The sequence below is a fragment of the Streptomyces sp. NPDC017991 genome (genome assembly GCF_044328075.1).
In the GTDB taxonomy this organism is placed as follows: Bacteria; Actinomycetota; Actinomycetes; order Streptomycetales; family Streptomycetaceae; genus Streptomyces.
Genome location: NZ_JBIRGP010000002.1, coordinates 216451 through 231084 on the forward strand (window position 1 = coordinate 216451; position 14634 = coordinate 231084).

General features: G+C 71.8%; 9 protein-coding genes. 6 read left to right on the forward strand and 3 right to left on the reverse strand.

The window, feature by feature from the left end; all coding sequences use genetic code 11:
- The first annotated feature begins 54 nt into the window (after positions 1 to 54).
- From ACH4DZ_RS05580 to ACH4DZ_RS05595, 4 genes are all read left to right on the forward strand, one after another.
- Positions 55 to 1326, forward strand: coding sequence for an NAD(P)/FAD-dependent oxidoreductase (locus tag ACH4DZ_RS05580; protein WP_398285648.1), 1272 nt, complete (start codon positions 55 to 57; stop codon positions 1324 to 1326).
- Positions 1326 to 3962 (forward strand): nitrite reductase large subunit NirB, encoded by a 2637-nt coding sequence (gene nirB / locus ACH4DZ_RS05585; protein WP_398285649.1) that lies wholly within the window; start codon positions 1326 to 1328, stop codon positions 3960 to 3962. Before ACH4DZ_RS05580 ends, nirB begins: the two co-directional genes overlap by 1 nt.
- Positions 3959 to 4342: a nitrite reductase small subunit NirD gene (gene nirD, locus ACH4DZ_RS05590; RefSeq protein ID WP_398285650.1), complete on the forward strand. Its 384-nt coding sequence runs from the start codon at positions 3959 to 3961 to the stop codon at positions 4340 to 4342. Before nirB ends, nirD begins: the two co-directional genes overlap by 4 nt.
- A 292-nt stretch (positions 4343 to 4634) precedes the next feature.
- The gene (locus ACH4DZ_RS05595; protein ID WP_398285651.1) at positions 4635 to 5060 is read left to right on the forward strand and encodes an LAETG motif-containing sortase-dependent surface protein; all 426 of its coding nucleotides are present in this window, start codon (positions 4635 to 4637) and stop codon (positions 5058 to 5060) included.
- Between the two features lie 157 nt (positions 5061 to 5217).
- Here ACH4DZ_RS05595 and ppdK read toward each other — a convergent pair whose 3' ends face one another.
- Together ppdK and ACH4DZ_RS05605 are read right to left on the reverse strand one after the other, a co-directional pair.
- Positions 5218 to 7992, reverse strand: coding sequence for a pyruvate, phosphate dikinase (gene ppdK, locus ACH4DZ_RS05600; RefSeq protein ID WP_398285652.1), 2775 nt, complete (start codon positions 7990 to 7992; stop codon positions 5218 to 5220).
- 447 nt (positions 7993 to 8439) lie between these two features.
- Positions 8440 to 9657: an ROK family protein gene (locus tag ACH4DZ_RS05605; RefSeq protein ID WP_398285653.1), complete on the reverse strand. Its 1218-nt coding sequence runs from the start codon at positions 9655 to 9657 to the stop codon at positions 8440 to 8442.
- A gap of 145 nt (positions 9658 to 9802) precedes the next feature.
- On the opposite strand from ACH4DZ_RS05605, the gene ACH4DZ_RS05610 reads away from it, so the two are divergent.
- Both ACH4DZ_RS05610 and ACH4DZ_RS05615 read left to right on the forward strand, forming a co-directional pair.
- Positions 9803 to 11413 (forward strand): MGH1-like glycoside hydrolase domain-containing protein, encoded by a 1611-nt coding sequence (locus ACH4DZ_RS05610; RefSeq protein WP_398285654.1) that lies wholly within the window; start codon positions 9803 to 9805, stop codon positions 11411 to 11413.
- A complete protein-coding gene (locus ACH4DZ_RS05615) occupies positions 11410 to 13356 on the forward strand; it encodes a glycogen debranching N-terminal domain-containing protein (protein ID WP_398285655.1) in 1947 nt (648 codons plus the stop codon). The genes ACH4DZ_RS05610 and ACH4DZ_RS05615 overlap by 4 nt, the downstream gene beginning before the upstream one ends.
- A gap of 114 nt (positions 13357 to 13470) precedes the next feature.
- Here the strand turns inward: ACH4DZ_RS05615 and dusB are convergent, their stop codons facing one another.
- Positions 13471 to 14625, reverse strand: coding sequence for a tRNA dihydrouridine synthase DusB (gene dusB / locus ACH4DZ_RS05620; RefSeq protein ID WP_398285656.1), 1155 nt, complete (start codon positions 14623 to 14625; stop codon positions 13471 to 13473).
- Positions 14626 to 14634 lie beyond the last annotated feature (9 nt).

Consider the following 14634-nt stretch of genomic DNA (forward strand, 5'->3'; position numbering starts at 1 on the left):
GCGGGAAACAGTCGTGATGCGGCCGGGTAACACCGGCACCGCACGCTGCGGTACATGACCTCGAATACGCGTGTGGTGGTGATCGGCGCCGGCCTCGCGGGCGTACGTCTCGCCCGCAGGCTCTCAGAGCTCGGCGTGCCCGCCGTACTCGTCGGCGAGGAGGAGCACACCCCGTACAACCGGGTGCTGCTCGCGGAGGTCCTGGCGGGGCGGTACGCCCCCGAGGTCATCGCACTCCCGACGCCCGAGCGGCTGACCCGCGGCCGGGTGGTGCGCATCGACCGCGTCCGGCGGCGGGTGCACCTCGCCGACGACACGGTGATCGCATACGACACGCTGGTCCTGGCCACCGGCTCGAACCCCGTACTGCCGCCGCTGCGCGGCCTGTTCGCCCCCGACCGGCACGAACTGCCCGAGGGCGTCCACGCGTTCCGCACGATGGACGACTGCCTGGGCCTGTCCGGCGCCGTACGGCAGGACACCCGGGCCGTCGTCATCGGCGGCGGACTGCTCGGTGTCTCGGCCGCCCGCGCGCTCGCCGAACGCGGCGCGCAGGTGGTCCTGGCCCAGCAGGGCGAACGTCTGATGGAACGTCAGCTCGACCCGTCGGCGTCCAAGTTGGTGCTCCGGCACCTCAAGGACCTCGGCGTCGAGGTGCACACCGAGAGCCGGGTGCGCGGTGTGCGCTGCGTCGGGGGCGCGGTCCGCTTGGTCGAGATGGCCGACGGATACACCCTCGGCGCCGACCTGGTGGTGCTGGCCTGCGGAGTGCGTCCGCGCGCGGGCCTCGCCCAGGACGCGGGTCTCGCCGTGCACAAGGGCGTCATCGTCGACGACGAGCTGCGCACCTCCGACCCGCACATCCGGGCGATCGGCGACTGCGCGCAGCACGACGGGCAGGTGTACGGACTGGCCGCGCCCGCGCTCGAACAGGCCGATGTACTCGCCGAGTTGCTGGCCGCGTCACTGAACGTGTCACCGGCCGGGACCGCACCCGCGCAGGGCGCCGCCGGTTACAGCGGCACCCGCGCCCTCACCCGGCTGACCCTCACCACCGGCGGCTCCCCCGCCTCCGGCGGCCCGCTCGACCTCGCCGCCTTCGGGGAGCACACCCCGCTCCCCGGGGACGACGTCATCCAGCTCACCGACGCCACCCGCGGCACCTACCGCAAGGTCGTCGTCCGCGACGACCGCCTGGTCGGCGGGGTGCTCGTCGGCGAGCTCGGCACCGTCGGCGCGCTCGCCCGCGCCTGGGAGGGAGCGGAACCGCTCCCCACGGACGGCGCCCCGCTGCTCCACCTGCTCACCAACGATGGAGGCTCCTGATGTCCACGACCGCACCGGTGGGAACTGGCCCCCGCCCCACGATCGTGCTCGTCGGCCACGGCATGGTCGGCCAGCGCTTCCTCGAAGCGCTGGCCGAGCGCGGCCTGACCGCCACGCACCGGGTGGTCGTGCTGTGCGAGGAGCCGCGGCCCGCGTACGACCGCGTGCAGCTCACCTCGTACTTCTCGGGCCGCACGCCCGAGGAACTGTCCGTGACGGACATGGAGTTCATCGAGGAACACGGGATCGAGCTGCACATCGGCGATCCTGCCGAGACCGTCGACCGGGCCGCCCGGAAGGTCACCGCCCGCTCGGGTCTCGTCCTCGGCTACGACACGCTGGTCCTCGCCACCGGCTCGTTCCCCTTCGTGCCGCCCGTACCGGGCAAGGACGCCGAGGGCTGCTTCGTCTACCGCACGATCGAGGACCTGCTCGCCATCGAGGAGTACGCGAAGGCGCGGGCGACGACCGGCGCGGTGGTGGGCGGCGGGCTGCTGGGGCTTGAGGCCGCCGGTGCGCTGAAGGGGCTCGGACTCACCACGCACATCGTGGAGTTCGCGCCCCGGCTGATGCCCGTCCAGGTCGACGAGGGCGGCGGCGCGGCGCTCCTCCGGACCATCGAGAACATGGGCCTGACGGTCCACACCGGCACGGGCACGCAGGAGGTCGTCACCGGCGACGACGGCGCGGTGACCGGCATGAAGCTCTCCGACGGCTCGACGGTCGCCACCGACCTGGTGGTGTTCTCGGCCGGTGTACGCCCCCGTGACCAGCTCGCCCGCGACTGCGGACTCACCGTGGGCGAGCGCGGCGGAATCAGCGTCGACGACCAGTGCCGTACGGTCTCCGACCAGCAGGTCTTCGCGATCGGCGAGTGCGCGCTGGCCTCGGACGGCCGGGTCTACGGCCTGGTGGCACCCGGCTACGAGATGGCCGAGACGGCCGCCGCCACGATCGCCGCCGCCGCGGCCCCCCTCACCGACACCGCCGGCGCGGCCTCCTTCACGGGCGCCGACCTCTCCACCAAGCTGAAGCTCCTCGGTGTCGACGTCGCCTCCTTCGGTGACGCGCACGGCGCCGCCGCCGACTGCCTCGACGTCGTCTACGCGGACTCCCGCTCGGGCACGTACAAGAAGCTCGTCATCGGGCGGAACGGGGAACTGCTCGGCGGCATCCTGGTCGGTGACGCGGACGCGTACGGCACCCTGCGGGCCTTCACCGGTTCGGTGCCGCCGATCGCCCCGGAGCAGCTCGTGCTGCCGGCCGGCGCGGGCGCTCCCGTCCAGCTCGGCCCCTCCTCCCTGCCGGACGAGGCGATCATCTGCTCCTGCCACAACGTCACCAAGGGCGCGATCCGCGGCGCGGTCACCGAGCACGCGTGCACGACGGTCCCCGAGGTCAAGAAGTGCACCAAGGCCGGTACCGGGTGCGGCAGTTGCGTCAAGGTGCTCGGTCAGCTCGTCACCTCCGAGCTGGAGGCGAGCGGCGTCGAGGTCGACAAGGGCCTGTGCGGCTGCTTCTCCCAGACCCGCGAGGAGCTGTACGAGATCGTCCTCGCCCTGCGCATCTCCTCGTACCAGCAGCTGCTCGACCGGTACGGCCGCGAGGACGCGCGGGGCGGTGACGGCTGTGAGGTCTGCAAGCCCACGGTCGGCTCGATCGTCGCGTCCCTCGCGCCCACGATCGGCGCCGAGAACTACGTCCTGGGCGGTGAGCAGGCCGCCCTCCAGGACACCAACGACCACTTCCTCGCGAACCTGCAGAAGAACGGCTCGTACTCGATCGTGCCGCGCATCCCCGGCGGTGAGATCACCCCCGAGAAGCTCATCGTGATCGGTGAGGTGGCGCGGGACTTCGGCCTCTACACGAAGATCACGGGCGGTCAGCGGATCGACATGTTCGGTGCGCGCGTCGAGCAACTGCCGCTCATCTGGGCCCGGTTGGTGGACGCGGGCTTCGAGTCCGGGCACGCGTACGGGAAGTCGCTGCGGACGGTCAAGTCGTGCGTGGGGCAGACCTGGTGCCGTTACGGCGTCCAGGACTCGGTGCGCATGGCCATCGACCTGGAGCTGCGCTACCGGGGTCTGCGGTCGCCGCACAAGCTCAAGTCGGCGGTGTCCGGGTGCGCCCGCGAGTGCGCCGAGGCCCAGTCGAAGGACTTCGGCATCATCGCCACGGCGGCCGGCTGGAACCTGTACGTGGGCGGCAACGGCGGCGCGACTCCGCGCCACGCGGACCTGCTCGCGCAGGACCTCTCGGACGCCGAGCTGATCCGTCTGATCGACCGGTTCCTGATGTTCTACATCCGCACGGCCGACCGGCTGGAGCGCACCTCGACGTGGCTGGAGCGGATCCCCGGCGGCCTGGACCACGTCCGTGACGTGGTCGTGGAGGACTCGCTGGGCATCTGCGAGGAGCTGGAGTCGCTGATGACGGCGCATGTCGCCGCCTACCGCGACGAGTGGGCCGAGACCATCAACGACCCGGAGAAGCTGTCCCGCTTCGTCTCCTTCGTGAACGCGCCGGACACGCCGGACCCGGTCGTCGGCTTCGTCCCGGAGCGCGACCAGATCAAGCCCGACCTGCCGCTGCTGACCATCGGCACCCGTCCCCTGGAAGGAAGCGCCCAGCGATGACGCTCGCACCCGAGACCACGACGCTCAGGGTCCAGCTCCGGCTGGCCGAACCGAACGACACGGCCGGTACGGCCGCCTCCGACGACTGGTTCGCGGTGTGCGACCTGTCCGTGCTGATTCCCGGGCGGGGGGTGGCGGCGCTGCTGCCGGACGGGCGGCAGGTGGCGGTCTTCCTGGACCGTACGGGCCGTATGTACGCGATCGACAACCGTGATCCGTTCTCCGGCGCGGCGGTGCTGTCCCGCGGGCTGACCGGCTCGCACCAGGGGCGGCCGTTCGTGGCCTCGCCGCTCCTGAAGCAGCGGTTCGACTTGGCGTCGGGCGTGTGCCTGGACGACGAGTCGGTGCGGGTGAGGACGTACGAGGTACGGGCGCATTGAGGTTCTGACCTCAGCGCGGCCCGGTGGGGGTTGCCCGCGCCGTTCCCCGCGCCCCTAAAGCGGGGCTGCGCCCCTGCTTTGCCCCTGGGGGCGCGGGGAACTGCGCGGCCCGCCCCCGCCGGGACGGAGGCCGTGAGCGGAGAGCTACCGTCCGGTCACGTCACGTTCGCATCACGGGTCCGTCATTCCGCCGCAGCACCGCGAGCCCCTCTCATACTTTCGTCACCTCGAATCCGACAGATCACCCTAGTGATCATGCATACGGATATCGACAGATATCTGGGGGCTCACCGTGAACCTGTTCCGCAAGTCCGCCTCCGTGGCCGTCGCCGCGCTGGCCCTGGCCGCCCTGTCCGTCACCACCGCCGAGGCCCACGACGGCCTGCACCCGTTCAAGAACTGCACCGAGGCCTACGAGAACGGGTACTCCAACATCGTCAAGGGCGACGACCACTACGGCGAGCACCTGGACCGCGACAAGGACGGCATCGGCTGCGACAAGCCGCCCGCCGGTTTCGTCCCCGCGAGCGACCAGGACAAGGACACCGACGACAAGGGCACGAAGGACGAGGGCACGGACACCGGCCGGCGGAACCCCGACCTGGCGGAGACCGGGGGCAGCGGCGCCACCCCGTACATCGCGGCCGGCGGCGCGGCCGTCCTGCTGGCCGGCGGCGGCGTGCTGTTCACCCTGCGCAGGCGACGCGACGCCCGCTGACGCACGGGCCCACCAGCACATCGGCGCACCGGCGCACCGGCGCACAGCGAAGAGGCGGCACCCCCGCACAGGGCGCCGCCTCTCCGCTTTCGCGCACCGGGTCCGTCGGCCGCCGGTGAGGGTGGGTGACGGATGACGGGCCCGGAGCCCCGTGGGCCTACCGGTGGTCGCTGCCCGTCGAGGACGAGGCCGCCCGGCCCGCCTCCAGGCGCGCCACCGGGATGCGGAACGGGGAGCAGGAGACGTAGTCGAGTCCCACCTCGTGGAAGAAGTGGACCGACTCCGGGTCGCCGCCGTGCTCGCCGCAGACGCCGAGCTTGAGGTCGGGCCGCGTCTCACGGCCGGCCTTCACCGCGTCGCTCACGAGCTTGCCGACGCCGTCCCGGTCGATCGTCTCGAACGGGGAGACCCCGAAGATGCCCTTCTCCAGGTAGGCCGTGAAGAAGCTGGCCTCCACGTCGTCCCGGCTGAAGCCCCAGACGGTCTGCGTGAGGTCGTTCGTGCCGAAGGAGAAGAACTCCGCCGCCTCCGCGATCTGGCCGGCCGTGAGCGCGGCGCGCGGCAGCTCGATCATCGTGCCGAGCGACAGCTTGAGGTCCACGCCGGCGTGCTCCTGCACCTCGGCGATGACCTGCTCGGCCTCCTCGCGGACGATCTCCAGCTCCTGGACCGTGCCGACGAGCGGGATCATGATCTCGGCGCGCGGGTCGCCCTTGGCGTTCTTGCGCTCGGCGGCTGCCTCGGCGATCGCCCGTACCTGCATGGTGAACAGGCCCGGGATGACCAGCCCGAGACGTACGCCGCGCAGGCCGAGCATCGGGTTCTGCTCGTGCAGCCGGTGGACGGCCTGGAGCAGCCGCAGTTCGTTCTCGTGCGGGTCCTGGCGGGCCTCCGCGAGGGCCACCCGGACCGACAGCTCGGTGATGTCGGGCAGGAACTCGTGCAGCGGCGGGTCCAGCAGGCGGACCGTGACCGGCAGGCCGTCCATCGCCTCGAATAGCTGCACGAAGTCCTGCTTCTGGAGCGGGAGAAGCTCCTTCAGCGACTCCTCGCGCTCGGCGTCGGTGTCCGCGAGGATCAGCCGCTCCACCAGCTCGCGCCGGTCACCGAGGAACATGTGCTCGGTGCGGCACAGGCCGATGCCCTGGGCGCCGAAGCGGCGGGCGCGCAGCGCGTCCTCGGCGTTGTCGGCGTTGGCGCGCACCCGCAGCCGGCGCTTGCGGTCGGCGAAGGCCATGATCCGGTGGACGGCCTCGACCAGTTCGTCGGCGTCGTCGGCGCCCGCGTGCATCCGGCCCTCGAAGTACTCCACGACGGGGGACGGCACGACCGGGACCTCGCCCAGGTAGACCTTGCCGGACGAGCCGTCGATGGAGATGACGTCGCCCTCCTCCACCACGTGCCCGCCGGGGACGGTCATCCGGCGCCGCTTGGTGTCGACCTCCAGCTCCTCGGCGCCGCACACACAGGTCTTGCCCATGCCGCGCGCCACGACGGCCGCGTGGGAGGTCTTGCCGCCGCGCGAGGTGAGGATGCCCTCGGCCGCGATCATGCCGTCGAGGTCGTCGGGGTTCGTCTCGCGGCGGACCAGGATGACCTGCTCGCCGGAACGCGACCACTTGACGGCCGTGTACGAGTCGAAGACCGCCTTGCCGACCGCGGCGCCCGGCGAGGCGGCGATGCCCCGGCCGATCTGCGACACCTTCTCGCCTCCGGCCACCGAGTCGTCGAAGCGGGGGAACATCAGCTGGGCGAGCTGGGCGCCGTTGACCCGCTGCAGCGCCTCGGCCTCGTCGATGAGGCCCTGGTCGACGAGCTGGGTGGCGATACGGAAGGCGGCACCTGCCGTCCGCTTGCCGACGCGGGTCTGGAGCATCCACAACTGCCCGCGCTCGATGGTGAACTCGATGTCGCACAGGTCCCGGTAGTGGTTCTCCAGGGTCTTCATGATCTGCATGAGCTGGTCGTACGACGTCTTGTCGATCTGTTCCAGGTCGGCGAGCGCGACGGTGTTGCGGATGCCCGCGACGACGTCCTCGCCCTGCGCGTTCTGCAGGTAGTCGCCGTACACGCCCTGGTGTCCGGAGGCCGGGTCGCGGGTGAAGGCGACGCCCGTGCCGGAGTCGGGGCCGAGGTTGCCGAAGACCATGGAACAGACGTTGACGGCGGTGCCGAGGTCGTGCGGGATGCGTTCCTGGCGGCGGTAGAGCTTGGCCCGCTCGGTGTTCCAGGAGTCGAAGACCGCGTGGATGGCGAGGTCCATCTGCTCGCGCGGGTCCTGCGGGAAGTCCCGGCCCGCCTCGGTCTTGACGATCTTCTTGAACTTGGCGACGAGCTTCTTCAGGTCGGCCGCTTCGAGATCGGTGTCGACCGCGACCTTCTTGGTGTGCTTCGCCGCCTCCAGCGCGTCCTCGAACAGCTCGCCCTCGACGCCGAGGACGGTCTTGCCGAACATCTGGATGAGCCTGCGGTACGAGTCCCACGCGAAGCGGTCGTCCCCGGCCTGCTTGGCCAGGCCCTGTACGGACTTGTCGGAGAGGCCGATGTTCAGGACGGTGTCCATCATGCCGGGCATGGAGAACTTGGCGCCGGAGCGGACCGAGACGAGGAGCGGGTCGTCGGCCTGTCCGAGCTTCTTGCCCATCTTCGCTTCGAGGGCGTCGAGGTGCGCGCTCACCTCGTCACGCAGTGCCGCGGGCTCGTCGCCGCTGTCGAGGTAGGTCTTGCAGGCCTCGGTGGTGATGGTGAAGCCGGGAGGCACGGGAAGCCCCAGGTTGGTCATCTCGGCGAGGTTGGCACCCTTGCCGCCGAGGAGATCCTTGAGTTCCTTGTTGCCCTCGGTGAAGTCATAAACGAACTTCACGCCTGCGCCGACGCTCTCGACGCCGCTGTCGCCGTTCGCGGCTACGTGGGGATCTTTGTTTTCCGACACGGGTCTCGACTCCTCGACGACGCGGTGGCTGCCCTGACGTTGGGGAACATACCCAGATCGAAGGCGTCTGGGTACGTCCACTTGCGTGTCACACGGCCGTAACCCGTCGTGCGCCAGCGGATCGAAAGTCAAGGGATGGTAAGCCGATGGGGCATACAGCGTTCATCTCTTGAAGGCGTCGGCGCTCACAGACCCGGTATTGCGCTCACTTGAGCGGCTTACGGCACGTCTGAGTTCACGTCGTCAATGATCAAAGGGTGGCACTGAGTGCCACCCTTTGGAGAAGTGCAGCCACCCATGATCCGCTCATCTGAGCGAAACATCGATCATGCGTGGTGAGAATCACGCCGTTCTCGGCGCCCGGATTTCACCATGCGGACGCGTTCCCCGACCGGAAACACCACCGTCACACCGCCTCGCACGGGCGCCCCACGCCCGCCCGCCGCCTCACACGCCCAGGGCGAGCAGGCGCTCCTCGATCCGCTCGGGCGCGTACAGGTGCTCCACGACCAGCGCGCCGGCTCCGACGAGGGCCGCCCGTTCGCCGAGCCGGGAGGTGACCACCTGCAGGTGTGCGGTGGAGCGGGGCAGGGCCCGCTGGTAGAGCAGTTCGCGTACGCCGGTGAGGAAGGCGGTTCCGGCCAGATCCCCGGCGATCATCAGGACCCCGGGGTTGAGCAGGGTCACCACCGTGGCGAGGACGTCACCGACATGCCGCCCCGCCTCCCGCGCGAACGCCGCCGCGCCGGGGTGCCCCGAGGTGAGCAGATCGCGCACGTCCGAGCCCGACGCCGCCGGAACCCCCGCCTCCACCAGCCTGCGGGCCACGGCGCCCCCGCTGGCGACGGCGGCGAGGCAGCCGTACGACCCGCACCTGCACAGCGCGTCGGCGCCCTCCGGGACCCGGATGTGCCCGATGTCCCCGGCTCCGCCGTCGATGCCCCGGAAGATCGTGCCCCCCACGACCACACCCGCGCCGATGCCGGTGGAGACCTTCACCAGGACGAAGGCCGAGCAGTCGGGGTGGGCGGTGCGCTGCTCCCCGTACGCCATGAGGTTGGCGTCGTTGTCGACCAGGACCGGGACCGGTCCGGCGCCCGTGTGCTCGGTGAAGGCGCGGGTGAGGCGGCCTCGTATGTCGTAGCCGTCCCAGCCGGGCATGATCGGCGGCTGGACGACCCGGCCCGTGTCGGTGTCCACCGGACCCGGTACGGCGAGGCCGATCCCGCACACCTCGGCCGCCCGGTGCCCGGCCTTCTCCAGCAGTTCGGCGAACCAGCGGCCCAGCTCGCCGAGGACCACGTCCGGGCCGTCCTCGACGCGCAGCGGCCCCGCGTGCTCGGCCAGCAGCTCACCGGTCAGGGACAGCACGGCGGCGCGCGCGTGCCGGGTGTCGAGATCGGCGGCGAGGACGACGGCGTGGGAGTCGTCGAACTCCAGGCGGACCGAGGGGCGTCCGCCGAGCGGCGAGTCCACCGGGCCCGCGGCGCCCTCGCGCAGCCAGCCGGCCCGGAAGAGCCGGTCGAGGCGCTGTCCGACGGTGGCCCGGGACAACCCGGTGACCTGTTGCAATGCCCCGCGGGTGGTGGCGCGCCCGCTGCGCACCAGCTCCAGCAGGTCGCCGGAGCTGGCCTGGCTCCCGGCCTTCCCGGTCCTTGTCGCCATCGCGCTCCTCCCTCCGGTCCCGGTCATACGCACCCCTTGCGTTCCCCAACTCTGCATTACATATTGAGTTCTGCGTGTTAAATAGACGTAACTCTACGGTGGTTACTGCCGAACTGATCGGCCGCATGTCTTCGGGGAGACCTGAGTGGACCGCACAACCCAGCTCACCGCCCGTCCTACCGCCCGCCGGACCGTGCACCACGATCCCGGCCGGGCGGGAACAGCCGTATACGACCCGGTCCGCCCGGCGGAGTCGCTGCATGCCAGGGCGGCCCGGGTGCTGGACAGCAACTGGACGGGCACGTCCACGGTGCCCTCGCGCAGCCTGTATCCGCACCAGTGGTCCTGGGACTCCGCGTTCGTCGCGATCGGGCTGCGGCATCTGTCGCCGTTGCGGGCCCAGACCGAGCTGGAGACGCTGCTCGACGCGCAGTGGGGCGACGGCCGGATCCCGCACATCGTGTTCAACCCCTCCGTCCCCCTCGACGCGTACTTCCCCAGCCCGGACTTCTGGCGCTCCTCGACCGCGGGGCGCGCCGCGGGCGCCCCGGGCACCGTACAGACCTCGGGCATCGTGCAGCCACCGGTGCACGCGCTCGCCGTGTGGCTGGTGCACACCGCCGACCCGGGGCTGTCCCGGTCGCGGTCCTTCCTGTCCCGGATGTACCCGCGCCTCGCGGCCTGGCACCGCTATCTGCTGCACCGCCGGGACCTGGGCGGCGGGGGTCTCGCGTCGGTGGTCCACCCCTGGGAGCAGGGCATGGACAACGCGCCGAGCTGGGACGCGCCGCTGTCCCGTGTCACACCGGCCCCGGCCCGCTCCTTCCGCCGCGCCGACCTGGACCACGGCGCCGCCGAGGACCGGCCGACCGACCTGGACTACGGCCGGTACGTACGGCTGGCGGCGGACTACCGGGACGGCGGCTACGCGGACGGCGGCCACGGGGGCGGCGCTCACGGGGACGACGGTCGCGGGGGCGGCGGGCGTCCCGGTCGCGGCGTCGGTGAATTCGCCGTGGAGGACCCGGCGTTCAACGCGCTGCTGATCGCCTCCGAGCACGCGCTGGCGCGGATCGCCCGGGAGCTGGGCGCGACGGGCACCGCCCGGCACGCGCGCGCGGAGCGGCTGACGGCGGCGCTGGTCGACCGGCTGTGGGACCCGGCGGAGGGCATGTTCTTCTGCCGGGACGTGCGCACGGACGAGCCGATCCCCGAGCGCGGGGTCTCCGGCCTCGTGCCGCTGATCCTGCCGACGCTGCCCCGCGAGACGGCCGCGACGCTCGTACGGACCCTGCGCGGGCCGCACTTCGGGCTCGGCGGCACGACTCGGCTCGTACCGAGTTACGACCTGACCGGGCACGCCTTCGACCCGCACCGGTACTGGCGGGGGCCTGCCTGGTTCAACACCAACTGGCTGGTGGAGCGGGGGCTCCGGCTGCACGGGGAGCTCTCCCACGCGGCCGGGCTGCGCGGCGCGCTGCTGGAGACGGCGGACACGTCCGGGTTCGCCGAGTACGTGGATCCGTACACCGGTGAGGCCTGCGGGGCGCTCGGTTTCAGCTGGACCGCGGCGCTGACGCTGGACCTGCTGCACGGCACGGCCGGCGCGGCGCACGGCACGACCGAGGAGTTCGGCGCGGACGAAGAGTTCCACGCGACGGAGAAGTTCAGCGCGACGGAGAAGTTCGGCACAGCGGAGAAGTTCGGCTCGACGGAGAAGTTCGGCGAGGGTGCCTTGGGAGGGGACCTGCGATGACGGACCGGCAGCATCTGCTCGTACACGGCGGGACGTTCGTCGCGGTGGGCGACGGCGGGGACATCAGCGGAGTGCGCGGCGGGGGCGGTTCGCACTCCGCTCCCGACGGGATGTTCGTGCGCGACGCCCGGCATCTGAGCCGCTGGCAGCTGACCGTCGACGGCGCGGTGCCCGAGGCGCTGTCGCCGGTGACGGACGGCGACAGCGCCCGCTGCGTCCTCGTGCCGCGCGGCGGCCGGCAGGAGCCGCCCGCCCACACCCTCTTCCGCGAACAGGCGGTCACGGACGGCGCGTTCGTCGAGTCGCTGCGCATCGCCAGCAACCGCCCGGTACCGACGACGGTCCGGATCGCGGTCACCGTCGACGCCGACTTCACGGACCAGTTCGAACTGCGCTCCGACCACCGGACATACGCGAAGACCGGCGCCGTACGCTCCCGGCAGGTCCTCGACGACGGTGTGGAGTTCAGCTATCGGCGCGGCGAGTGGCGGTCCTGTACGACCGTCACCTGCGAGCCCGCGCCGGACGGCGTCGAGGAGACCGGCACGGGCGCGCGGCGCCTGGTGTGGGCCCTCGACCTCGAACCGCACGGCTCGGCCGAACTGGCCCTGCGGGTGGCGGCGCGCCCGCACGGTATGCCGCCCCCGGACGTGCCCCTCACCCCGGCCGCCGCGAACGACCGGCTCCTCGCGCTGGAGGGGGAGTTCGCGGAGGGGGTGCCCTTCCCGACCGGCTGGCCCGAACTGGCCGCGGCGTGCGCGCGGGGCCTGGCCGACCTGGCGGTGCTCCAGGTACCGGCGACCGGGCCGGACGGGGAGGAGCTTCGTGTCCCGGCGGCGGGGGTGCCGTGGTTCCTGACGCTGCTCGGCCGTGACGCGCTGCTCACGTCGTTGTTCGCGCTGCCCTACCGGCCCCAGCTGGCCGCCGCCACCCTGCCCGCGCTCGCCGCGGCCCAGGCCACCGAGGTCGGCGTGGGCACGGTCGCCCAGCCGGGCAAGATCGTGCACGAGGTGCGGCACGGGGAACTGGCCCACTTCGGGCAGGTGCCGTACGGCCGTTACTACGGCTCGGTCGACGCGACCCCGCTCTTCCTGGTCCTCCTCGGCGCGTACGTCGAGCAGACCGGTGACACGGCGCTGGCCCGCCGCCTGGAGCCCAACGCCCGTGCGGCGATCGGCTGGATGCTGGACCACGGCGGGCTGACCTCGCGCGGCTATCTCGTCTACCGCGCGGACGAGGGCGGCCTCGCCAACCAGAACTGGAAGGACTCCCCCGGCGCGATCTGCTCGGGCGACGGCAGCCGGCCGACCGGTCCGGTGACGGCCGCGGGCGCGCAGGGGTACGCGTACGACGCGCTGCGCCGTACCGCACAGCTCGCCAGGACGGTGTGGGACGACGAGGTGTACGCGGCGCTCCTGGAACAGGCCGCCGGGGACCTCAGGGACCGGTTCCAGCGGGACTTCTGGATGGCGGACCACGCCTTTCCCGCTCTCGCGCTCGACGGCGACGGGAACCACGTCGACGCGCTGGCGTCCGACGCGGGGCATCTGCTGTGGTCCGGGCTGCTGGACAAGGAGTACGGGGAGCTGGTGGGGCGGCGGCTGCTGGAGCCGGACTTCTTCTCCGGGTGGGGTGTGCGGACGGTCGCCTCGGGGCAGCCCGCGTACCATCCGCTGTCGTATCACCGGGGGTCGGTGTGGCCGCACGACAACGCGCTGATCACGTTGGGGCTGGCGCGGTACGGGCTGCATGACGAGGCGCGGGCCGTGGCGCACGGGCTTGTCGACGCGGCGACCGTCGCGGGGCATCGGCTGCCGGAGGTGCTCGCGGGGTACGGGCGCGGGACGCATGCGGAGCCGGTGCCGTATCCGCATGCGTGCGTACGGGAATCGCGGTCCGCGGCCGCGCCGCTGGCACTGCTGACCGCGGTCGGGGGGGCGTAGTCGGGCGCGGGCCGGTGGGGGCTTCTCAGGGGCGCGGGGAACTGCGCGATCCTTTGGGCCCGCCCCCACCGGCCCGCACCCTCCCTCCCCCTCACCCCCCGCGGAGCGACACGCTCAGCCCCCGGACGTGTCCAGCTCCGCATCCTCGCTCACACCGGCACAGTCGTACGGATCCTTCAGCCAGCCGTCCGGCAGGACGACCCTGCCGTTGCCGGACGTACGCCCACGCGGCCCGTCCGCCCCCAGCGGCCACGGCTGATCGAGCTCCAACTCCTCCAACCCCTCCGCCAGTTCGCTCAAGGACGAGGTGACCGCGAGGCGCCGACGCATCTCCGAGCCGACCGCGAAACCCTTCAGATACCAGGCCACGTGCTTGCGGAAGTCGATGACGCCGCGCGCCTCGTCCCCGATCCACTCCCCGAGCAGGGTCGCGTGCCGCACCATGACGGCCGCCACCTCACGGAGGGACGGCTGCGCGTACTGGCCGTCCCGCCCCTCGAACGCCGCGACCAGATCACCGAACAGCCACGGCCGCCCGAGGCACCCCCGGCCCACGACGACCCCGTCGCACCCGGTCTCCCGTACCATCCGCAGCGCGTCGTCGGCGGACCAGATGTCCCCGTTCCCGAGGACGGGAATCTCCGGCACGTGCTCCTTGAGCCGCGCGATGGCGTCCCAGTCGGCCGTCCCGCCGTAGTGCTGCGCGGCGGTGCGCCCGTGCAGCGCGATCGCCGTCACCCCTTCCTCGACCGCGATCCGCCCGGCGTCCAGGAAGGTGATGTGGTCGTCGTCGATGCCCTTGCGCATCTTCATGGTGACCGGCAGCTCCCCTGCCCCGGCCACCGCCTCACGCAGGATCGCCCGCAGCAGCGGCCGCTTGTACGGGAGGGCCGAGCCGCCGCCCTTGCGGGTCACCTTGGGGACCGGGCAGCCGAAGTTCAGGTCGATGTGGTCGGCGAGGCCCTCGTCCGCGATCATGCGGACGGCCTTGCCGACGGTGGCGGGGTCGACGCCGTACAGCTGGATCGAACGCGGGGTCTCCGACGCGTCGAAGCGGATCAGCTGCATCGTCTTCTCGTTGCGCTCGACCAGCGCCCGCGTGGTGATCATCTCGCTGACGAAGAGCCCTTTGCCCCCGCTGAACTCCCTGCACAGCGTGCGGAACGGCGCGTTCGTGATGCCCGCCATGGGGGCGAGCACGACGGGCGGCCGGACGGTGTGCGGGCCGATCTGCAGAGCGGTGTTCACCGCGGACGTGAGCGTGGGCATGCCCCCATT

Coding starts and splice junctions, on each gene's coding strand:
- ACH4DZ_RS05580 (WP_398285648.1), top strand. CDS start 55: ATGACCTCGAATACGCGTGTGGTGGTGATCGGCGCCGGCCTCGCGGGC.
- nirB (WP_398285649.1), top strand. CDS start 1,326: ATGTCCACGACCGCACCGGTGGGAACTGGCCCCCGCCCCACGATCGTG.
- nirD (WP_398285650.1), top strand. CDS start 3,959: ATGACGCTCGCACCCGAGACCACGACGCTCAGGGTCCAGCTCCGGCTG.
- ACH4DZ_RS05605 (WP_398285653.1), bottom strand. CDS start 9,657: ATGGCGACAAGGACCGGGAAGGCCGGGAGCCAGGCCAGCTCCGGCGAC.
- ACH4DZ_RS05615 (WP_398285655.1), top strand. CDS start 11,410: ATGACGGACCGGCAGCATCTGCTCGTACACGGCGGGACGTTCGTCGCG.
- dusB (WP_398285656.1), bottom strand. CDS start 14,625: ATGCCCACGCTCACGTCCGCGGTGAACACCGCTCTGCAGATCGGCCCG.